Here is a 19,123-nt window from a genome sequence, read left to right as displayed (position 1 = left end):
CGACGGTCCGCGATTTCAATGGAAATCGGACGAGCTCGGGTCAGCCCCGCGCGCCGGAGTTGCGGGCGACGTCCATGACGTACTCGCCGTAGCCCGACTTGGCCAGCTTCACGCCCAGCGCGAAACAGTCGTCGGCCGAGATGTAGCCCATGCGCAGGGCGATCTCCTCCAGGCAGGCGATCCGCACGCCCTGCCGGTGCTCCAGCACCTGCACGAACTGCGAGGCCTCCACTAGCGAGTCGTGGGTCCCGGTGTCCAGCCAGGCGAACCCGCGGCCGAGCTTGGTCAGGTGCGCCCGGCCCTCCTGCAGGTAGGCCAGGTTGACGTCGGTGATCTCCAGCTCGCCGCGGGCCGACGGCGTGAGCCCCTTGGCGATGCGCACCACGTCGTTGTCGTAGAAGTACAGGCCGGTGATGGCCATGTTGGACTTCGGCCGCTCCGGCTTCTCCACGATGGACAACAGCCGACCGTCGTCGTCCACCTCACCGACGCCGTAGCGCTGCGGGTCGCGGACCGGGTAGCCGAACAGCGTGCAGCCGTCGAGCTCCCGGACGCACTGCTGGAGGATCCCGGAAAAGCCCTGCCCGTAAAAGATGTTGTCGCCGAGCACCAACGCCACCGAGTCGTCGCCGACGAAGTCGGCACCGATCACGAACGCCTCGGCTAGCCCGTTGGGCTGGGACTGCTCGGCGTACTCGATCCGAATGCCGAACTGCGACCCGTTCCCGAGCAGCCGCTGGAACAACGGCATGTCGGCCGGGGTCGAGATCAGCAGCACGTCCCGGATGCCGGCCAGCATCAGCACCGACAGCGGGTAGTAGATCATCGGCTTGTCGTACACCGGAAGTAGCTGTTTGGACACGGCCTGCGTCAGCGGATGCAGCCGGGTCCCGTTGCCACCCGCCAGCACGATCCCCTTCACCCGGATACCTCCAGCGGTGGATTACCGGAAATTCTCGAACTGGAGCGCGACGTCGAAGTCGCTCGACTTCAGCAACTGGATCACGGCCTGCAGGTCGTCCTTCTTCTTGCCGGACACCCGCAGCTGCTCGCCCTGGATCTGGGCCTGAACGCCCTTCGGGCCCTCGTCGCGGATCTTCTTGGAGATCTTCTTCGCGACGTCCTGCGAGATGCCCTGCACGACCTTGCCGGTGGCCTTGTAGATCTGGCCGGAGCTGGCGGGCTCGCCCATGTCCAGCGCCTTCAGCGAGATGCCGCGCTTGATTAACTTCTCCTTGAAGACCTCGATGGCGGCCTTGCAGCGCTCCTCGGTCTCCGACTCCAGCACCACGGCTTCCTCGCCGGACCACTGGATCTTGGCGCCGGTGCCGCGGAAGTCGAACCGGTTGGCGAGCTCCTTGGCCGCCTGGTTCAGCGCGTTGTCCACCTCTTGGTGGTCCACCTTGCTCACCACGTCGAAGGACGGGTTTGCCAACTGTCTACCTCCCGTTGGGCCGCAGCAGCGGATCTGCGAATCATCTGCGGATACACGCTACCGGGCGGCGCTGTGGGCTTGGTCCCAATCGCGGTGCCCGGCGTGCCCGATGCGCAAAAAACGACCCCGCGACCAGTTCGTCTGGCCACGGGGTCGGTTTTGCGGGTGCCAGGTGGAGGATTCGAACCTCCGAAGGCAATGCCGGCTGATTTACAGTCAGCTCCCTTTGGCCGCTCGGGCAACCTGGCATGCGCGCCAGCATTGCTGGCTTGCGAAGAAAAGAATACATACCGCCTGCCACCAGTTTCACTGGGGGTTGCCCGCTCAATCCTCCTCGGGACGGAAGACCAGCGCGTCAGCCTGCGCCAGGCCCACGTCGAGCGCCGTGCGGGCCACCTCGGGCAGCCCGTCGCGGAAACCGGGGCCGGCTGCTTTGACCAGCACCATCAGCCGCTTGGCGAGGCCGCGGGCCTGGGTGAGGCGGATCTCGTCGGCCGCCAGGACCTGGCGGGAGTCGGCGATCAGCTTGCGGTAGCGGTGGTTGAGCTCGGCGTGGCCGTCGATGACGTCCAGCGCGCTCGCCAGATCCGCGAGTTCCGCCGTGCTGACCAGGACAAAGTACGGATCGGGCACGGAATCGCAGCCTAGTTGACCCACCTCCGGCGGTCGTCGGTCCGGCCGGGCAGGCGGTTGGCGCATCGTCGGCAGCGCCGGTCAGCAGCGCAGATGCCGGACTAGCCTGGATGCATGGCCATTGATCGAGCCGGTCGTGCGAAGCGGCGGCGGGAGCAGCGCGCTGCTGAGCAGCACCCCGGCGAGCGATCTGCGGAGCAGCGCCGGACGGCCTCCGCCGCGCTGGGCGTCGAGGGCCTGTTCAGCGCGGGGGCCAAGCACCAGCTCGAACAGCTCGCCTGGGTGGAGGTCGTGAAGGAGGATGACCGCGAGGCCGGCGGCCCGCTCGACCTCGACTCGGATGTCGTCCACCTGGAGCGAAAGCGCCCGTGAGCGTTTTCGGGCGCGGTAGAGGCTGTTTCCGGACTCGTCCTGCGTGGCGGCGCGGGTAGCGGAACCTCAGACGCCGCCTGGACGGGAGCTGCGAGGGTGGGCTGCACCGTTCCAAAGACAAGAGCCCGCCTACCGCAACTGGGACGATCACTCACGAAACAGCCTCTACGACCCCCGAAAGCGTTCATGGCCGCTGGCGCTCACCGCTCTGCGAAGGCCCAGCCGCTCCAGCGCGTGACCCGGACCAGGATCAACGTGCCGGTCGGCGGGTTCTCCCGGTACTGCGGGTACTTCGCCACGAGTTCGGCGAGCAAGTCCGGGTGCGCGGCGCTTTCGGCCAACTCGGCCTCGCCGTCGGCGCGGACCCACCACAGGCGGGACCAGTCGTCCTCGTAGTGGTCCACGAGCAGCGCCACCCGCGGATTCGCCGCGATGTTGCGCAGCCGCTTGAGGTTCGCGGTCCGCTTCGGCTTCCGGTCCACCGCGGTGACGATCACATCCCCGCGCGTCACGAAGACGACCGGCACCAGGTGCGGTCGTCCCAGCTCATCGACGCTGGCCAGGTGTGCCACCCGAGCCTGCGCGAACCAGTTGCGTGCCTGCTCGTGGATGATGCGCATCGTCCGGTCCGGTCCGTATGTTCGAAGTGTGCCTTCGGCTCCATCCACCCCAGGGTCCGCCACCGTCGTCGGCCCCGGCTACCGCGATCAGCAGTACTGGCGCCGCTACCAGGACTTCTTCCCCGGTGCGCTACGGATCACCGAGGAGAACGCGCCTGCCGAGCAGTGGTTGCCGTGGCGCGGCACCGTGGTGCACCTCGACCGCGTCGCCCGCCCGCACGCTCCGGCCAAGCTGATCGCGCTGCACGGAGTTGGCACCTACGGCCGCATGCTAGCCCCGTACGGGCGGCTGCCGTCGCTGGTGGACCTCGAATTCATCGCCCCCGACCTGCCCGGCTTCGGCCTGACCGCCACGCCCCGGCGGGGCATCACCTACCAGGACTGGGTGTCCTGCGTGCTGGACCTGGTCGAGCACGAGCGGTCCCGCGACGAACGGCCGATCGTGCTGCTCGGCATCAGCACCGGCGGCCGGCTCGCCTACGACGTCGCCGCCAAGGCCAGCGGCGCGGTGGCCGGTGTCATCGCCACCTGCCTCGCCGACCCGCAGCGCGACGACGTCCGGCGGCGGCTCGCGGCCCGGCCGGAAATGGCCCAGTGGGCCGGGCTGCTGGCGCTGATCCCGAAGCCGTTCTCGATGGCGCGCGTCCCGGTGCACTGGCTGTCGAACATCGCCGCGGCGTCCAACCACGGCCAGTACGCCAACCTGGTGTGGGCCGACACCATCGGCGGCGGCAGCTGGCTGACGCTCGGCTTCGCCCGCAGCTGCCTGGCCGCGCCGCCGGCCGTGGCGCCGGAGGACTACGCCGGGCCGCCGCTGCTGCTGGCGCACCCCGATGAAGACCGGTGGACGCCGCCATTGCTGTCCCGGCAGTTCTTCGACCGGATCGCCGCCCCCACCCGCTTCGCGTCGCTCAAGGGCGCCGGCCACCTCCCGGTGGAGGAATCGGGGCTGGCCGATCTGGACCGCGCGATCCGGGATTTCCTGGACGAGTTCGGGCTGCAGCAGTAACGGTCCGCTTCCGCCGATCGCGTACGGTGTTCGGGCCGGTCGGTTGCTGCGGGGATCATCACAAAGTGCTGCGCTTCGATTCGCGGAGCCCCACGAATCGTGGTGCTTGTTGAAAGTTGTCATATCTTTGCAGGTCAACTCGCGGTGCTGGGCGATCATGCCATCGCCGACCACGTGGATCAACGCCGGTGCCTGCGTTCGGCACATGCGACGGGAGCCGTTGGCCCCTGGTCATCCGTGCGGTAGTGCGTCACGATCGGCGACGGCAATCATGTGGGTGCGCCCGTGCCACCGGGTGGGAGGAGCGTGGATGATCGAGCGTCACCGCTCCCTCGGTCCGCAATCCAACCTGGAGGCTGCCCGTCCGCCGGTGCGCGCCGAGGTGGATCCGGTCCGGCGCCGGATGTTCACCGGCTTCTCCTTCCTGGTGCTAGTCGTCGGCGTGCTCGCCTCCGCGGCGACCTCTGCTTGGTTGCCCTTCCATTACCGCCCCGACCTGCTTTTCATCGGGCCGCTGCTGGCGATGGGCTTCCTGCTGGCCGAGCAGCTGACCATCGACGTCGACGTGAAGCGGGTCGGCTGGACCATCTCGTTCACCGAGATCCCGCTGATCCTCGGGCTGCTGACGGTGCCGTTCGAGGTGGTGCTCGCGGCGAACCTGCTGGCCGGGCTCGGCGCGCAGGTCGGGCGTCGCGCGGCCACCCACGTGGTCTACAACGCGGGCGTGCTGTGCCTGGAGATCGCGGTTCCGTTCGCGGTGGCCAATGCGGTCAACCTGGCGCTGACCGGGGTGGCCCCGGCCTGGTTCGGCCCGGTCCTCGGAACCCTGACCTCGCCGCTGATCAGCTGCGCTTTCGCGCTCGCCGCGCTGCACGTGCTGGGCGGCGCGATGCGGGTGTCCGCGGGGGTGCGGCTCGCGGTGAACACGCTGGCCGTGGGCCTGCTCAACACGTCGGTCGGCCTGGTCGGCTACGAGGTCTCGATCAGCACCCCGTGGGGTTGGCTGCTGGTGGCGCTGGTCGCGGTGGCCGTTATCGGCCTGTACCGCGCCTACTCCAGCCTGCTGCGCGAGCAGCGCGACCTGGAGGCGCTCAGCGACGTCAGCCTCAGCGTGGCCCGCTCCGGGCAGACCGCCCCGCACGGCCCGTCCGACTCCGTCGCCGGCGAGCCGGCGGTGTCGGTCAGCGAGTGGGAGCCGGTCGCGGAGCGGATCCGGGAGCAGCTCAACGCGACCCGCGTGGTGCTGCGGCTGCGGCTGAACCCCAGCGGGGAGGTCAGCACGCTGGTCGCGGGCGAACCGCTGCCCGAGCTGGCGGAACAGGCCGCGCACTCGGCGCTGCGCGACGACCCGCTGCTCCAGCTGCCGGGCAGCCACGTGCGTTCCTTCCGGACGCTGGAGGCGCCCGAAGAGGTGCGGCGGGCGCTGCGGCAACGCGGCGCGTACGAGGCGCTAGTCGTGCCGCTGCGCGGCGCGAGCCAGCTGCTCGGTGCCGTCGAGGTGCACGACCGGGTCAGCCGGTGGCGCGGCTTCGGCCGGGCCGACGTGCGGCTGCTGCACACCCTGGCGAGCCACCTCGCGACCGCGATGGACAACCGGCGGCTGCTGGCAAGGCTGCGCCACGACGCCTACCACGATCCGCTGACCGGACTGCTCAACCGCACCGGATTCCGCGAACTGGCGGCCGAGGAACTGCACAACGGGCGCACTGCGGTCGTGCTGCGGGTGGACCTCGACGTGCTCACCACGGTCAGCGAGGCCCTCGGCTACACCTGGGGCGACCGGATGATCGTCGCTGCCGGGCGCCGGATGCGGGAGGCGCTGGGCGAGGCGCCCCTGGCCAGGCTCGAAGCGAACTCCTTCGCGGTGCTCCTGCTGGACCACAGCGAGGCCCAGGCGCACGAGTTCGCCCAGCACCTGCGCGAGGTGATCGCCGAGCCGTACCCGCTGGACCGCATCGTGGTGGAGGCCGCAGGCGTCGCCGGGTACGCCTCGTCCGCGCCTGCGGACGGCGAGTGCGAGACCGACATCGACACCCTCCTGCAGCGCTCAGACGTCGCGGTCCGGGCGGCCCGCAACGGCGAGGACGGCGTGCGCGGCTACGCACCCGCGATGGGCCAGGTCTTCCTGCGCCGCTTCCAGCTGGTCACCCAGTTCCGGCAGGCGCTGGACACCGGCCAGGTCGAGGTGCACTACCAGCCGAAGGTCGCGCTGCCCGCCCGCCAGGTGGTGGGCGCCGAGGCGCTGGTGCGCTGGTCGCACCCCGAGTACGGGCGGCTGGACCCGGACGAGTTCGTGCCGCTGGTGGAGGCGACCGGGCTGGTCGACGCGCTCACCTCGTTCGTCATGGAGTGTGCGCTGGTCAAGATCCGGCAGTGGATGGACCGCGGGCTGCGGATGTCGGTGGCGGTGAACCTGTCGGTGCGCAACCTCGCCGACGAGACCTTCCCGGACCGGGTCGGCGAGGCGCTGCTGCGCCACGACATCCCGCCGGAACTGCTCACCTTCGAGCTGACCGAGTCCGGCGTGATGGCCGACCCGGAGCGCTCGCTGCCGTTACTGCGCCGGTTGCACGCGATGGGCGTGGTGCTGGCGGTGGACGACTTCGGCACCGGGTACTCGTCGCTGGCCTACCTGCGGCAGCTGCCGGTGGACGAGGTGAAGATCGACAAGAGCTTCGTGCTCGGCATGGGCACCGACCTCGGCGACATGGCCGTGGTCCGCTCCATCGTCGAGCTCGGGCATTCGCTGGACCTGGCGGTGGTCGCCGAGGGCGTGGAGGACGACGCCGCGCGCGACCAACTGGTGGAGATGGGCTGCGACGTCGCCCAGGGCTACCTGATCTCGCGACCGCTGTCCGAGGAGCGGTTCGAGGCGTGGCTGCAGGCCCGCACCAAGCGCGACCGCGGTGCCCGATCAGAGACCGTCCTCACACTCCTGCACTGAGGCCGGTTTTCGGTGGTCCCTGCCGCTCCTGGCGCGAAAACCGCGCTGTGACCAGTGTTTTCATGTGAGCGGACCCCCTGTTTCGAGGGGGTGCGGGTGGTGTGTAAAGTTCTAGACGTTCCGCAAGGAAACGCCCCAATAGCTCAGTCGGCAGAGCGTCTCCATGGTAAGGAGAAGGTCTACGGTTCGATTCCGTATTGGGGCTCGAAAGGCAGCTGCGGTGCTCGGTAAACTGGGTGCTGTGGCTGTTTTGCGTGGGGTATCCTGCGTCGGCTGAGACGCCAGGTGCGTGCACCTAGGTTCCCAGCATGGCGGTGTAGCTCAGTCGGTAGAGCAAGCGGCTCATAATCGCTGTGTCGCCGGTTCAAGTCCGGCCACCGCTACCAGTCACGGGTTCGCTCGGGCCTCCAGCGAACCGTTCCGGAGTACCACCGAGACAGAAAGGCACCCCCGTGGCCGCCACCGACGTTCGACCCAAGATCACGCTGGCGTGCGAGGAGTGCAAGCACCGCAACTACATCACCAACAAGAACCGGCGCAACGACCCGGACCGCTTGGAGATGAAGAAGTTCTGCCCGAACTGCGGTACGCACAAGCTGCACAAGGAAACCCGCTGACCGATCGGGTTGACCCTGCTCGTGCTTCGCGCTTCGCCGGGGCACGGTCAGGGTGTTAGTTGGGGGCCAAGCCCCCACGGTGCGGTGGTCGGCTCCTCGCGCGGGGTGCCGTCCCCGGCCTGATCTTCGATCAGCTCTTGGTCGAAGCTTCGAGCCCGTCCCCAGCAGGGGGCGGGCTTCTTGCATTCCGGCACCTGATGATCGGAATGAGCGAAGGCGCCACGTGGATCGCCGCCTGATTTGGGTTTGGTGAGGAGCACCCGTGCTCCGGTTGCTTGGGCGCGGGTGCCCCTCACCTGGTCGGGTAGCCTTCGGGCGTGCCGCTTGACCAGTCATTCATCGGACGTGAGTACCCGCCCACCGCACCCTACGAGGTGGGTCGGGAGAAGATCCGCGAGTTCGCCGCGGCGATCAAGGACGACTCCCCGCTGTACCGCGACGCCGACGCCGCCAAGGCCGCCGGATACCCGGACGTGATCGCGCCGCCGACCTTCGCGGTGATCCTCTCGATGGCCGCGCACGACGCGATCGTCGAGGACCCGCAACTCGGCCTGGACTACAGCCGCGTGGTGCACGGCCAGCAGGAGTTCACCCACCACCGGTCGATCCGGGCCGGTGACCGGCTCGTCACGGTGGTGCACGTGGACAACATCAAGACCCGCGCGGGCAACGACTTCCTCACGGTGCGGGCCGAGATCGGCAGCGTCGACGGCGAGCCGGTGTGCACCGCGAAGTCGATGCTCGTGGCCCGCGGCACCACCGAAGAGGGGGAGGGTGCATGAGTAGCCCTGTGTCAACCCGAGTCCTCCTCAACCGCACCTCAGGGGAACGTGACGCAAACCAGCCACAAGAAACCGCGAAATGCGAGATTGAGCCTGACGTAACCACAACTGTGAAACGCGGAGAGGCGGAACTGGCATGAGCGCGCGGATGTCCGAGGTCGCCGTCGGTGACCAGCTGCCGGAGCTGAGCGTGTCGCTCACCCGGGCCGACCTGGTCCGCTACGCGGGCGCCTCCGGCGACTTCAACCCGATCCACTGGAACGAGCGGTTCGCCACCGAGGTCGGCCTGCCGGACGTGATCGCCCACGGGATGCTCACGATGGCCGTCGCCGGTCGCCTGGTCAGCGGGTGGACCGGCGACCCGGGCGCGATCGTGCACTACGGAGTGCGGTTCACCCGGCCCGTCGTGGTCCCCGACGACGACGCCGGCGCGCTCGTCGAAGTGTCGGGCAAGATCGCGAAGAAGAACGAGGACGGCACGGTCAAGGTCAACATCACAGCCCGCAGCGCGGACCAGGGAGTCCTCGGCGGCGCCACGGCCACCGTCCGCCTCCCCGAGTGACCGAATGACCGGGGTGCGAGCGCGCCCACTTGACCCATGAACGGGTGGCGCGCTCGATCGAGTTAAAAGTGAAGGGCACCTCCGACCGGCGACGCTGGCTGGAGGCGCCCTCATCCGTTGAACGACTACTTGGCTTCGCCCAGGAGTTCCGCCATCCGGTTCACACCGGTGACGAGGTCCTCGTCACCGAGGGCATAGGAGAGGCGGAAGTAGCCCGGCGTGCCGAAAGCCTCGCCCGGCACCACCGCGACCTCGGCCTGCTCCAGGACCAGGCTCGCCAGCTCCACGCTCGTCTGCGGGCGGACGCCGCGGATCTCCCTGCCCAGCAGGCCCTTCACTGACGGGTACGCGTAGAACGCGCCCTGCGGCTCCGGGCAGCTGACGCCGGGGATCGCCGAGAGCAGCTCGACGATCTTGCGGCGGCGGCGGTCGAACGCCGAGCGCATCTCCAGCACCGCGTCCAGCGATCCGCTGACGGCCTCCAGCGCGGCCCGCTGCGAGACGTTGGCGACGTTCGACGACAGGTGCGACTGCAGGTTCGTGGCGGCCTTGATGACGTCCGACGGGCCGATCATCCAGCCCACCCGCCAGCCGGTCATCGCATAGGTCTTGGCTACCCCGTTGAGCACCACGCAGGTGTCGGCGAGCTCCGGCACCACGGCGGGCATCGACACGTGCCGCGCGTCGCCGTAGACCAGGTGCTCGTAGATCTCGTCGGTGACCACCCAGATGCCGTGCTCGACGGCCCAGCGGCCGATCGCCTCGACCTGATCCGGCGGGTAGATCGCGCCGGTCGGGTTGGACGGCGAGTTGAACAGCAGCACCTTGGTGCGCGGGGTCCGCGCGGCCTCCAGTTGCTCGACGGACACCAGGTAGCCGGTCGACTCGTCGGCGGGCACCACCACCGGAACACCACCCGGCAGGGTGATCGCCTCCGGGTAGGTGGTCCAGTACGGCGCTGGCAGCAGGACTTCGTCGCCCGGGTCGAGCAGCGTCTGGAACGCCTGGTAGACGGCCTGCTTGCCGCCGTTGGTCACCAACACCTGGCTGGCCTGCACGGTGTAGGCGGAGTCGCGCAGCGTCTTCGCGGCGATGGCCTCGCGCAGCTCCGGCAGGCCGGCTGCCGGGCTGTAGCGGTGGTTCTTCGGATCGGAGCAGGCGGCGATCGCGGCGTCGACGATCGGTTGCGGCGTCGGGAAGTCCGGCTCACCGGCGCCGAAGCCGATCACCGGCCGGCCGGCGGCCTTGAGCGCCTTCGCCTTGGCGTCCACGGCCAGCGTGGCGGACTCGCTGATCCCGCCGATCCGCGCGGACACCCGCGCCTTGGTCCCTTGGTCTGTCTGAGGTGCGGCCATGACAGCATCCTGACAGACCCGGCGTGTCGTCGGACACGCTCCCCACCAGCGGCGAAGTTGTTCATGGAACCGTACTGGGGGTGCCGTTGGAGCAAGGTCGTCGGCGTGCCGTACACTTTCGTACCTGGGATGCCTGAACACCCTGGAACCCCTGTTCCAGGGCCGGTGGCGGGCGTCCCGAATACGGTCGAGCTCCAGGGCCGTAAAGGGGTGTAGCTCAATTGGCAGAGCAGCGGTCTCCAAAACCGCAGGTTGCAGGTTCAAGTCCTGTCACCCCTGCGTCGATGCGACGGTGAGCGGAGGATGGGCGTGAGCGAGGACCGCGAGCAGGAGCAGGACGGAGCGCGCGAGAACGCCGCCCGCCCATCCAGCGCCGCGGCGCGGCGTGAGCGCCGCGCTTCCGCCCGCCCGGCCGGCCGCAAGGGCCGGTCCGGCGAGTCGGGTTCGGCTGAAGCGAACTCGACCCGCACAACTGAGTCGAAGGGTCGGCCAACCCCATCGCGGGATGGTCGGCAAGGTCGGGTTTCGCTGTTCCGGAAGATCGGACGCTTCCTGCGCGAGGTCGTCGCCGAACTGCGCAAGGTCATCTGGCCGACGCGCAAGGCGCTGGCGACCTACACCCTCGTGGTGCTGGTCTTCGTCAGCATCATGGTGGCGTTCGTGGCCGGCGTGGACGTGCTCTTCGCCAAGGGTGTGGGCTGGCTGTTCGGCTCCGGCTGAGCAACTCCGGCCCCACGCTAGGTGGTGCCGGCGGCGGAACGACGACCCGGCACGCAACGCACGAGAGGAAGCGAGACCGACTGTGACCTCCCACGAGGGCCAGGAATCCACCGGCCTCACCGACGAGCAGGTGCAGCCCGAGGCCGAGCAGGCCGAGGCGACTGCGGACTCGGTCGACGCAGTCGATTCCGCCGACGGCGCCGACTCCGGCGAGGACACCGGTTCGGCCGACGAGACCGAGGCGCCAGCCGAGGCCGAGGAGGCCCCGGACGCTGACGAGACCGGCGAAGCCGGCGAGGAAGCGCCCGCGGAGCCCGACCCGGTCGAGGAGCTGCGCGCAGCGCTGCGACGCGCACCCGGCGACTGGTATGTCGTGCACTCCTACGCGGGCTACGAGAACAAGGTCAAGACCAACCTCGAAACGCGAGCCCAGACGCTCGACGTCGAGGACTTCATCTTCCAGGTCGAGGTGCCGACCGAAGAGGTCACCGAGATCAAGAACGGCCAGCGCAAGCTGGTGCAGCGCAAGGTGCTGCCCGGCTACATCCTGGTTCGGATGGAGCTCAACGACGCGTCCTGGAGCGCGGTGCGCAACACGCCGGGTGTCACCGGCTTCGTCGGCGCCACCTCCAAGCCGTCGCCGCTGACCATCGACGAGGTGCTGAAGTTCCTCGCGCCGCAGGTCGAGGAGAAGAAGGCCGAGCCGGGCAAGAAGGGCGCCGCGCAGGCCGCCAAGCCCGCGGTCGAGGTCGACTTCGAGGTCGGCGAGTCCGTGACCGTCATGGACGGGCCGTTCGCGACGCTGCCCGCGACGATCAACGAGGTCAACCCGGACGCCCAGAAGCTCAAGGTGCTGGTGTCGATCTTCGGCCGCGAAACCCCGGTTGAGCTGTCGTTCAACCAGGTCTCCAAGATCTGACCGCCTCCCGCGGTGCGGGAGCGCGGCGGCTGCGCGCGGATCTGGCAGGACCCGCGCGCAGAACCGGGCGAAGCCACCGTTTCGTGGTCTCGCCAGATTCGGCCCCGCCACTAGGTGGGGCCGGGCAACCGGATAGCGAAGACACAGGAAGCAAACATGCCGCCCAAGAAGAAGAAGCTCGCAGCGATCATCAAGCTGCAGATCCAGGCCGGCCAGGCCAACCCGGCCCCGCCCGTCGGCCCGGCGCTGGGTCAGCACGGCGTCAACATCATGGAGTTCTGCAAGGCCTACAACGCCGCCACGGAGAACCAGCGTGGCAACGTCGTGCCGGTCGAGATCTCCGTGTTCGAAGACCGCTCCTTCAGCTTCGCGCTGAAGACCCCGCCGGCGGCCAAGCTGCTGCTCAAGGCGGCGGGCGTGGCCAAGGGTAGCGGCGAGCCGCACAAGACCAAGGTCGGCAAGGTCTCGATGGACCAGGTCCGCGAGATCGCGCAGACCAAGATGGCGGACCTCAACGCCAACGACATCGACCAGGCCGCCAAGATCATCGCCGGCACCGCCCGGTCGATGGGCCTGACGGTCGAGGGCTGACCTAAGCCGGAAACGGCGTGTGGGAGGGCTCCAGCGCAGCCCGACCAACCACAACTGATCCACCTGGGATAGGGACAGAAATGGCAAAGCGCAGCAAGGCATATCAGCAGGCGGCCGAGCTGATCGATCGCGCGCGGCTGTACGCGCCGACGGAAGCGGCCGACCTGGCGAAGAAGACCGCCAAGGTCAAGTACGACGCCACCGTCGAGGTGGCGCTGCGGCTGGGCGTCGACCCCCGCAAGGCAGACCAGATGGTCCGCGGCACCGTGAACCTGCCGCACGGCACTGGTAAGACTGCCCGCGTCATCGTGTTCGCCGTCGGGGACAAGGCCGCCGAGGCCGAGGCCGCCGGGGCGGACGCGGTTGGTTCCGAGGACCTGATCGAGCGCATTCAGGGCGGCTGGCTCGATTTCGACGCGGCGATCGCCACTCCGGACCAGATGGCCAAGGTCGGCAAGATCGCTCGGGTGCTCGGCCCGCGCGGCCTGATGCCGAACCCGAAGACCGGCACCGTCACCCCGAACGTCACCAAGGCGGTCGCGGACATCAAGGGCGGTAAGATCAACTTCCGCGTCGACAAGCAGGCCAACCTGCACTTCATCATCGGCAAGGTGTCCTTCGACACCGAGAAGCTGGTGGAGAACTACGCGGCGGCGCTGGACGAGATCCTGCGCGCCAAGCCGTCGGCGTCGAAGGGCCGGTACCTGAAGAAGGTCACCTTCACCACCACGATGGGCCCGGGCATCCCGGTCGACCCGAACGCGACTCGCGGCATCACGGCCTCGGCCTGATACCCGAAGTTCCGCCGAGAAGGGCGGGCCGCTCCCCGGAGCGGCCCGCCCTTCTCGCTTTCCGGGCGCTGGTCGCACTGGCTGCGACTTCCCCCCGGATTAGCTCCAACAGCCTTGACCGCCAGCGAAAACGCCGTATCGCAGGGGACGATTTCGCGCGATACTGCGCGATCCTCGTCGATCAGCCGCCGCAACTGGAGGTTTGGAGCGTGTAGGCGCTGATCGCCCAGCCGCCGTCGGGCTGCTGGGTGAGCTTGAAGCTGCCGAGCCGGGGACCGCCGTTGACCTGCATCCGGCAGCCGAGGACCTGGGCCTCCGGGCCGACGATCGTCACCGCGTTGTGGTCGAACTTCGGGTTGGCGTAGGCGTTCGGGTCGGTGATCTGGCCGTGCAGCTGGCGCGCCGCGGTGGCGCAGTCCGGGGCCTGGTGGGCGGTGGCGAAGCCGGACTTGCCGGTGGCGTCGAACAGGCTGCAGGTCCGGTCCGGGTTCGGCCCGCGCAGCCAGTTGTAGACGCCGCGCACCGCCTGCTGCGGGTTGTCCGACTTCACCGGCACCGAGTCGATCGGCACGCCGTCGCTGCCGGTGCCGGTGTTGTCGCCACCGGAGCCGCCGAAGAAGGAGGTGGTCAGGCTGTTGTACAGGTAGTTGAGCAGCAGCAGGGCCAGCAGCAAGTAGATGAGGCGGCGGACCAGCTTGTAGCGCAGCAGCCCCAGCGCTCGCTTCCACCAGGGCTTCTTCGGCGTCGCGGCCGGGGGCGCGGCGGCAGGTGGGGGAGCGACGTCGCCGCCTTGCGACTGCTGCCATTCGCGGAACTTCTGGAATTCCAGGAACTGGTGGTACTGGCGGAATTCCTCGTCGTCGGCGGGCTGCTGCGGGCGGGCAGATGCAGCGGGCGCGGGGGCATCGGCTGCCACGACGTTGCTTTCGACGACCGCGCTCTCCACGACTTCGGCGTCGACGACCTCCGCCGAGTGCGGTTTCGCCGGCAGGTTGGTGCCGGGCTCGGGGCGGTGCGACTCGTTCTGATCAGCCACGTCCCACATGATGCCCGCCCGTGGCGCCGAGGTCACCGGTGATCCGGTATCTCGCGGGCGCGCGCCGCGAACTGCGAACTTCATCGGGATGGTCTTGCGCCCGCCGGAACCGGGGTGCCTGGCGGGGGTGGAATCGGGTCGCGTATCCTGGTCAAGGTTCCACCCAAGACCGCTGGTCTTCTCCGTGCTCCGTAAGGGGTGGGGAGAACTAAGGTCCCGTGAGATGCGGGCGGCCCGCGCAGGAGGGACGAGGCTATCGTTGCGTGCTCAGCGCGCCCATGATCTTGACGCCCCGTGCTTGCTGCGCCGGGGCGTTTTGTCGTCTCAGGACCGGCTGGATGCGGATCACAGTCGGAAATAGAGAGGAGGCGACATGGCGAAGCCCGACAAGGTTGATGCGGTCGAGCGGTTCAACACCGCGACCGCTGCAGTCGTGACCGAGTACCGCGGGCTGTCCATGGCGCAGCTGTCTGAGCTGCGCCGTGCCCTCGGTGCGGGCGCGACGTACCGTGTCGCGAAGAACACGCTGGTCAAGCGTGCCGCCGAGCAGTCCGGCGTCGAGGGTCTCGACGACCTGTTCGTCGGCCCGACCGCGATCGCCTTCGTTGAGGGCGAGCCGGTCGACGCGGCCAAGGCTCTGCGTGAATTCGCCAAGGACAACAAGGCCCTGGTGATCAAGGGCGGTTACATGGACGGCCGCGCGCTGTCCGTGAACGAGGTCGAGAGCATTGCCGACCTCGACTCCCGCGAGGTCACCCTGTCCAAGTTGGCCGGTGCCATGAAGGCCAAGATGGGCCAGGCCGCCGCGCTGTTCGCCGCGCCGGCGTCCCAGGTTGCCCGGTTGGCCGCCGCCCTGCAGGAGAAGAAGGGCGGCGAAGCCGACGCCTGAGTCCTCAGTGGACTCGGTCGTCGATCGCTGGAACTCCCCACCCGGACACTTCCGGTGCCCGGGCCCTGAACCGAAAGGAACGCCGACATGGCGAAGCTGAGCAACGAAGAGCTGTTGGACGTCTTCAAGGAGATGACCCTCCTGGAGCTGTCGGGGTTCGTGAAGCAGTTCGAGGAGACCTTCGACGTCACCGCCGCCGCCCCGGCCGCGGTCGTGGCCGGCCCGGCCGCCGGTGTTGCCCCGGCCGCTGAGGAGCAGGACGAGTTCGACGTCGTCCTCGAGGGTGCCGGCGACAAGAAGATCCAGGTCATCAAGGTCGTCCGCGAGATCGTCTCGGGCCTGGGCCTGAAGGAGGCCAAGGAGCTCGTCGAGGGCGCCCCGAAGCCGATCCTGGAGAAGGTCGACAAGGAGAAGGCCAACGAGGCCAAGGACAAGCTGGAAGGGGCCGGCGCTTCGGTCTCCCTCAAGTGAGCATCTGACTCGCTGCAAGAAGGCGGGCACTCGCTGTTGCGGGTGCCCGCCTTCTTTTGCTTCGTGGAATTGCGGAATTACGTCTACCGGACAAATCTTGGGTCCGTTCGAATCCAGGTGAACTCGCGAGTAACCCGTTCGCGTCGGGCTCGTTGCACAGGTGTGACGCCGACGACCTTCGTTAAGTGCGTCACATGTGCCAGGCTGCCTTTCCGGGAACGACCGGTGGGGTGAAACCGAGGGACGCGGAGGTTCGGATGGGCGTCGAGGTGGTTGTCGACGGACTGTCGAAGTCCTTCGGCGCGCAGACCATCTGGCGGGATGTCACGCTGACGCTTCCTCCCGGTGAGATAAGCGTCCTGCTGGGTCCTTCCGGAACCGGGAAGTCGGTTTTCCTGAAATCCCTGGTTGGTCTGCTGAAGCCGGAGCACGGCAAGGTGGTCATCAACGGGGTGGACATCTGCGCGTGTCCGGAACACGACCTGTACGAGATCCGGAAGCTCTTCGGCGTGCTGTTCCAGGACGGCGCGCTGTTCGGTTCGATGAACCTGTACGACAACATCGCTTTCCCGCTTCGCGAGCACACCCGCAAGAGCGAATCCGAGATCCGCGAGGTGGCGCTCGAGAAGATGGAGATGGTCGGTCTCATCGGCGCTGAGGAGAAGCTGCCCGGCGAGATCTCCGGCGGTATGCGCAAGCGGGCCGGGCTGGCCCGGGCGCTGGTGCTGGATCCCGAGATTATCCTCGTCGACGAGCCCGACTCCGGTCTCGACCCGGTTGTGCTGCTGAACCAGCTGATCGTCGACCTGAACGCGCAGATCGACGCCACGATCCTGATCGTCACCCACGACATCAACACCGCCCGGACGGTGCCGGACAACATCGGCATGCTTTACCGCCGGAACCTGGTGATGTTCGGCCCGCGCGAGGTGCTGCTGACCTCGGCGGAGCCGGCGGTGGTGCAGTTCCTCAACGGTCGCCCGGACGGTCCGATCGGGATGAGCGAGGAGAAGGACGTCGGGGAGAGCGAACTCGCGCGGCTGAGCGAGGTCAGCGTCCCGCCGATGATGCCGCAGCTGGACGTCTCGCCCGGACTGCCGGCACGGTCCGCGGTGCGCCGCCGCAAGGACCGCGTGCTGCGCCAGCTGCGGACGCTGTCCCCGTCGGCGCAGCAGGAGATCCTGAAGACCCTCACCCCGGACGAGCTGGCGCTTCACGGCTTCTCGGTGCCCGCGACGGGATCGTGGCCGCAGCGCACCGAGCCGGTGCAGGCCCAGCCGGACCGGTTGCCGCAGGCGCAGGTCGCGGGCGTGCCGCAGCAGTCGCGTCCCACGCCGTACCCACGGCAGCCGCAGCCCGAGCCGGAACCGGAGTCGGAGGTGCCGCCGTGGGCCGCCGGGCCCCGGCCGGCGGAACCGGCCGGGACGCCGCGGCGCCGCTGGTTCGGCCGCAAGCGGGGTGAGCAGTGAGCACGCCGTTCCAGGTGCGGTTCCCGGGCGCGGGCGGACTGCGGGAGACCGGCCGGTTGTTCGCGCTCGCGCTGGACGTGGTCCGGGCGATGCCCCGCCGGCCGTTCCAGATCCGCGAGTTCATCCAGCAGTGCTGGTTCATCGCCAGCGTGACGATCCTGCCGACCGCGCTGGTGTCCATCCCGTTCGGTGCCGTGATCGCGCTCCAGCTCGGCTCTCTGACCAGGCAGATCGGTGCGCAGTCGTTCACCGGCGCGGCGAGCGTGCTGGCGATCATCCAGCAGGCCAGCCCGATCGTGACCGCGCTGCTGATCGCCGGGGCCGGTGGTTCGGCGATCTGCGCGGACCTGGGATCCCGGAAGATCCGGGACGAGATCGACGCGATGGAGGTCCTCGGCATCTCGCCGGTCCAGCGGCTGGTGGTGCCAAGGGTGCTGGCCGCGATGCTGGTCGCGCTGCTGCTCAACGGCATGGTCAGCGTGGTCGGCGTGGTTGGCGGTTACACGTTCAACGTGATCATGCAGGGCGGCACGCCCGGCGCGTACATGGCCAGCTTCAACGCGCTGGCGCAGCTGCCGGACCTGTGGATCGGCGAGTTGAAGGCGGTGATCTTCGGATTCCTGGCGGGAGTCGTGGCGGCGTACCGCGGCCTGCACCCACCGCCGGGCCCGAAGGGGGTCGGCGACGCGGTGAACCAGTCGGTGGTGATCACCTTCCTGCTGCTGTTCGCGGTCAACTTCGTCCTGACCACGCTTTACCTGCAACTCGTGCCGCCAAAGGGAATGTGACATGCGCGAACGCCTGTTTTCAGACTCGTTTTGCGTGGCGGTGCGAGTCGCGGACCCCCCGCGGGAGTTACAGACGCCGCCTCGATTCCGGAAACCCCGACTTATGCATGTCCAATACGCGGCGCTAGGGACTGGCCTCACCGGGAGTCCCTCGGGCGGGCACGGTCTGAGAACCCGCGGCGGTGCAAGCTGCGAGGGTGCACTAAGCGGCTTCGTTGCTACGAAAGCACGCCAGGCGGGCCTGACATGGTGACGGTTTCGCAGCGCGCGAAGCGCGCGGCCCGGCGGCCGCTGGAGATGCTGGACGACCTGGGCGACCAGATGTCGTTCTACCTGCGGTCGCTGGCGTGGATCCCGCGGACGATCACCCGCTACACCAAGGAGACGCTGCGGCTGCTGGCCGAGGTGAGCTTCGGCAGCGGCGCGTTGGCGGTGATCGGCGGCACCGTCGGTGTGATGATCGGGCTGACGCTGTTCACCGGCACGGTGGTGGGCCTGCAGGGCTTCGCGGCGCTGGACCAGATCGGCACCTCGGCGTTCGCCGGGTTCGTCTCCGCGTACTTCAACACCCGCGAGATCGCGCCGCTGGTGGCGGGGTTGGCGCTGTCGGCGACGGTCGGTTCCGGCTTCACCGCGCAGCTGGGCGCGATGCGGATCTCCGACGAGATCGACGCGCTGGAAGTCATGGGCGTGCCGAGCCTGCCGTACCTGGTGACCACGCGGGTGATGGCCGGGTTCATCGCGGTCATCCCGTTGTACGTGCTGGGCCTGCTGACGTCATACATCGCCGCCCGCGCCGTCACGATCTACGTCTACGGCCAGTCCGCGGGCACCTACGACCACTACTTCAACCTGTTCCTGCCGCCCGAGGACGTGCTGTGGTCCTTCGGGAAGGTGCTCGTCTTCAGCGTGGTGGTGATCATGACGCACTGCTACTACGGCTACCGCGCCAGCGGCGGCCCGGCCGGGGTCGGCGTCGCGGTGGGCCGCGCGGTGCGGACCGCGATCGTGACCACGGCGCTGCTCGACTTCTTCCTCAGCCTCGCGATCTGGGGCACCACGACGACGGTTCGGATCACCGGATGAGTACCCGACGTGCGTTGACCACAACGGAGGCGTC

General features: G+C 68.6%; 21 protein-coding genes and 4 tRNA genes. 18 read left to right on the top strand and 7 right to left on the bottom strand.

Annotated elements, in window-relative coordinates; all coding sequences use genetic code 11:
* Positions 1-40 precede the first annotated feature (40 nt).
* The 4 genes from rfbA to SSPN_RS0138485 all read right to left on the bottom strand — a co-directional run bounded on the left by rfbA (position 41) and on the right by SSPN_RS0138485 (position 2,068).
* Entirely contained in the window at positions 41-922 is an 882-nt protein-coding gene (rfbA, locus tag SSPN_RS0138500) for a glucose-1-phosphate thymidylyltransferase RfbA (protein WP_010315535.1), read from the bottom strand.
* A gap of 21 nt (positions 923-943) precedes the next feature.
* Positions 944-1,435, bottom strand: a complete 492-nt coding sequence (locus tag SSPN_RS0138495; RefSeq protein WP_010315534.1) for a YajQ family cyclic di-GMP-binding protein — start codon at positions 1,433-1,435, stop codon at positions 944-946.
* A gap of 166 nt (positions 1,436-1,601) precedes the next feature.
* Positions 1,602-1,683 (bottom strand) — tRNA-Tyr (locus SSPN_RS0138490).
* 76 nt (positions 1,684-1,759) lie between these two features.
* Entirely contained in the window at positions 1,760-2,068 is a 309-nt protein-coding gene (locus SSPN_RS0138485) for a hypothetical protein (protein ID WP_101376288.1), read from the bottom strand.
* Positions 2,069-2,182: 114 nt separating this feature from the next.
* Between SSPN_RS0138485 and SSPN_RS0138480 the strand changes: the two genes are divergently transcribed.
* The gene (locus SSPN_RS0138480; RefSeq protein WP_010315530.1) at positions 2,183-2,440 is read left to right on the top strand and encodes a hypothetical protein; all 258 of its coding nucleotides are present in this window, start codon (positions 2,183-2,185) and stop codon (positions 2,438-2,440) included.
* 200 nt (positions 2,441-2,640) lie between these two features.
* Here the strand turns inward: SSPN_RS0138480 and SSPN_RS0138475 are convergent, their stop codons facing one another.
* Positions 2,641-3,060, bottom strand: a complete 420-nt coding sequence (locus tag SSPN_RS0138475; protein WP_010315529.1) for a TIGR03668 family PPOX class F420-dependent oxidoreductase — start codon at positions 3,058-3,060, stop codon at positions 2,641-2,643.
* 28 nt (positions 3,061-3,088) lie between these two features.
* On the opposite strand from SSPN_RS0138475, the gene SSPN_RS0138470 reads away from it, so the two are divergent.
* The 7 genes from SSPN_RS0138470 (at position 3,089) to SSPN_RS0138440 (ending at position 8,974) form a co-directional block, all read left to right on the top strand.
* Positions 3,089-4,069, top strand: coding sequence for an alpha/beta hydrolase (locus SSPN_RS0138470; RefSeq protein WP_044577148.1), 981 nt, complete (start codon positions 3,089-3,091; stop codon positions 4,067-4,069).
* A gap of 310 nt (positions 4,070-4,379) precedes the next feature.
* Positions 4,380-7,013 carry a putative bifunctional diguanylate cyclase/phosphodiesterase gene (locus SSPN_RS0138465; RefSeq protein WP_010315523.1) on the top strand — a complete coding sequence of 878 codons (2,634 nt, stop codon included), beginning with the start codon at positions 4,380-4,382 and terminating at the stop codon, positions 7,011-7,013.
* Positions 7,014-7,145: 132 nt separating this feature from the next.
* A tRNA-Thr gene (locus SSPN_RS0138460) sits at positions 7,146-7,218 on the top strand.
* 105 nt (positions 7,219-7,323) lie between these two features.
* Positions 7,324-7,399 (top strand) — tRNA-Met (locus SSPN_RS0138455).
* Positions 7,400-7,465: 66 nt separating this feature from the next.
* Positions 7,466-7,630: a 50S ribosomal protein L33 gene (gene rpmG, locus SSPN_RS0138450; protein WP_010315521.1), complete on the top strand. Its 165-nt coding sequence runs from the start codon at positions 7,466-7,468 to the stop codon at positions 7,628-7,630.
* 317 nt (positions 7,631-7,947) lie between these two features.
* Positions 7,948-8,412: a MaoC family dehydratase N-terminal domain-containing protein gene (locus tag SSPN_RS0138445; protein WP_010315519.1), complete on the top strand. Its 465-nt coding sequence runs from the start codon at positions 7,948-7,950 to the stop codon at positions 8,410-8,412.
* 136 nt (positions 8,413-8,548) lie between these two features.
* Positions 8,549-8,974, top strand: coding sequence for a MaoC family dehydratase (locus SSPN_RS0138440; RefSeq protein WP_010315516.1), 426 nt, complete (start codon positions 8,549-8,551; stop codon positions 8,972-8,974).
* A 125-nt stretch (positions 8,975-9,099) separates the two neighbouring features.
* Here SSPN_RS0138440 and SSPN_RS0138435 read toward each other — a convergent pair whose 3' ends face one another.
* Positions 9,100-10,329: a pyridoxal phosphate-dependent aminotransferase gene (locus SSPN_RS0138435; RefSeq protein ID WP_010315513.1), complete on the bottom strand. Its 1,230-nt coding sequence runs from the start codon at positions 10,327-10,329 to the stop codon at positions 9,100-9,102.
* A 206-nt stretch (positions 10,330-10,535) separates the two neighbouring features.
* On the opposite strand from SSPN_RS0138435, the gene SSPN_RS0138430 reads away from it, so the two are divergent.
* From SSPN_RS0138430 to rplA, 5 genes are all read left to right on the top strand, one after another.
* Positions 10,536-10,608: transfer RNA gene (locus tag SSPN_RS0138430), tRNA-Trp, on the top strand.
* Between the two features lie 30 nt (positions 10,609-10,638).
* Complete coding sequence (secE, locus tag SSPN_RS0138425; RefSeq protein ID WP_010315511.1) at positions 10,639-11,049, top strand: preprotein translocase subunit SecE; 411 nt, start codon at positions 10,639-10,641, stop codon at positions 11,047-11,049.
* Between the two features lie 82 nt (positions 11,050-11,131).
* A complete protein-coding gene (gene nusG, locus SSPN_RS0138420) occupies positions 11,132-11,968 on the top strand; it encodes a transcription termination/antitermination protein NusG (protein ID WP_010315508.1) in 837 nt (278 codons plus the stop codon).
* Positions 11,969-12,124: 156 nt separating this feature from the next.
* The gene (rplK, locus tag SSPN_RS0138415; protein WP_010315507.1) at positions 12,125-12,559 is read left to right on the top strand and encodes a 50S ribosomal protein L11; all 435 of its coding nucleotides are present in this window, start codon (positions 12,125-12,127) and stop codon (positions 12,557-12,559) included.
* Between the two features lie 80 nt (positions 12,560-12,639).
* The gene (rplA, locus tag SSPN_RS0138410; RefSeq protein WP_010315505.1) at positions 12,640-13,350 is read left to right on the top strand and encodes a 50S ribosomal protein L1; all 711 of its coding nucleotides are present in this window, start codon (positions 12,640-12,642) and stop codon (positions 13,348-13,350) included.
* 181 nt (positions 13,351-13,531) lie between these two features.
* On the opposite strand, the gene SSPN_RS0138405 is transcribed toward rplA, so the two are convergent.
* Positions 13,532-14,422 carry a hypothetical protein gene (locus tag SSPN_RS0138405; RefSeq protein ID WP_010315503.1) on the bottom strand — a complete coding sequence of 297 codons (891 nt, stop codon included), beginning with the start codon at positions 14,420-14,422 and terminating at the stop codon, positions 13,532-13,534.
* Between the two features lie 337 nt (positions 14,423-14,759).
* Between SSPN_RS0138405 and rplJ the strand changes: the two genes are divergently transcribed.
* The 5 genes from rplJ (at position 14,760) to SSPN_RS0138380 (ending at position 19,089) form a co-directional block, all read left to right on the top strand.
* Positions 14,760-15,275 (top strand): 50S ribosomal protein L10, encoded by a 516-nt coding sequence (rplJ, locus tag SSPN_RS0138400; RefSeq protein ID WP_010315501.1) that lies wholly within the window; start codon positions 14,760-14,762, stop codon positions 15,273-15,275.
* A gap of 87 nt (positions 15,276-15,362) precedes the next feature.
* Positions 15,363-15,746: a 50S ribosomal protein L7/L12 gene (rplL, locus tag SSPN_RS0138395; protein ID WP_010315498.1), complete on the top strand. Its 384-nt coding sequence runs from the start codon at positions 15,363-15,365 to the stop codon at positions 15,744-15,746.
* Between the two features lie 257 nt (positions 15,747-16,003).
* On the top strand, positions 16,004-17,215 hold the full coding sequence (locus SSPN_RS0138390) for an ABC transporter ATP-binding protein (protein ID WP_010315496.1): 1,212 nt from the start codon (positions 16,004-16,006) through the stop codon (positions 17,213-17,215).
* Entirely contained in the window at positions 17,212-18,003 is a 792-nt protein-coding gene (locus SSPN_RS0138385) for an MlaE family ABC transporter permease (RefSeq protein WP_010315494.1), read from the top strand. The genes SSPN_RS0138390 and SSPN_RS0138385 overlap by 4 nt, the downstream gene beginning before the upstream one ends.
* A gap of 246 nt (positions 18,004-18,249) precedes the next feature.
* The gene (locus SSPN_RS0138380; RefSeq protein ID WP_010315492.1) at positions 18,250-19,089 is read left to right on the top strand and encodes an MlaE family ABC transporter permease; all 840 of its coding nucleotides are present in this window, start codon (positions 18,250-18,252) and stop codon (positions 19,087-19,089) included.
* The last annotated feature ends 34 nt before the right edge of the window (positions 19,090-19,123 follow it).

This window comes from Saccharopolyspora spinosa NRRL 18395 (assembly GCF_000194155.1).
In the GTDB taxonomy this organism is placed as follows: domain Bacteria; phylum Actinomycetota; class Actinomycetes; order Mycobacteriales; family Pseudonocardiaceae; genus Saccharopolyspora; species Saccharopolyspora spinosa.
The sequence above is the reverse complement of the archived record's forward strand: the minus strand, read 5'-3'. Positions and strand labels throughout refer to the sequence as shown.

Coding starts and splice junctions, on each gene's coding strand:
- rplJ (WP_010315501.1), top strand. CDS start 14,760: ATGGCGAAGCCCGACAAGGTTGATGCGGTCGAGCGGTTCAACACCGCG.
- SSPN_RS0138465 (WP_010315523.1), top strand. CDS start 4,380: ATGATCGAGCGTCACCGCTCCCTCGGTCCGCAATCCAACCTGGAGGCT.
- SSPN_RS0138380 (WP_010315492.1), top strand. CDS start 18,250: ATGGTGACGGTTTCGCAGCGCGCGAAGCGCGCGGCCCGGCGGCCGCTG.
- SSPN_RS0138440 (WP_010315516.1), top strand. CDS start 8,549: ATGAGCGCGCGGATGTCCGAGGTCGCCGTCGGTGACCAGCTGCCGGAG.
- SSPN_RS0138435 (WP_010315513.1), bottom strand. CDS start 10,329: ATGGCCGCACCTCAGACAGACCAAGGGACCAAGGCGCGGGTGTCCGCG.
- SSPN_RS0138390 (WP_010315496.1), top strand. CDS start 16,004: ATGGGCGTCGAGGTGGTTGTCGACGGACTGTCGAAGTCCTTCGGCGCG.
- rplA (WP_010315505.1), top strand. CDS start 12,640: ATGGCAAAGCGCAGCAAGGCATATCAGCAGGCGGCCGAGCTGATCGAT.
- rplL (WP_010315498.1), top strand. CDS start 15,363: ATGGCGAAGCTGAGCAACGAAGAGCTGTTGGACGTCTTCAAGGAGATG.
- SSPN_RS0138475 (WP_010315529.1), bottom strand. CDS start 3,060: ATGCGCATCATCCACGAGCAGGCACGCAACTGGTTCGCGCAGGCTCGG.
- rplK (WP_010315507.1), top strand. CDS start 12,125: ATGCCGCCCAAGAAGAAGAAGCTCGCAGCGATCATCAAGCTGCAGATC.
- SSPN_RS0138480 (WP_010315530.1), top strand. CDS start 2,183: ATGGCCATTGATCGAGCCGGTCGTGCGAAGCGGCGGCGGGAGCAGCGC.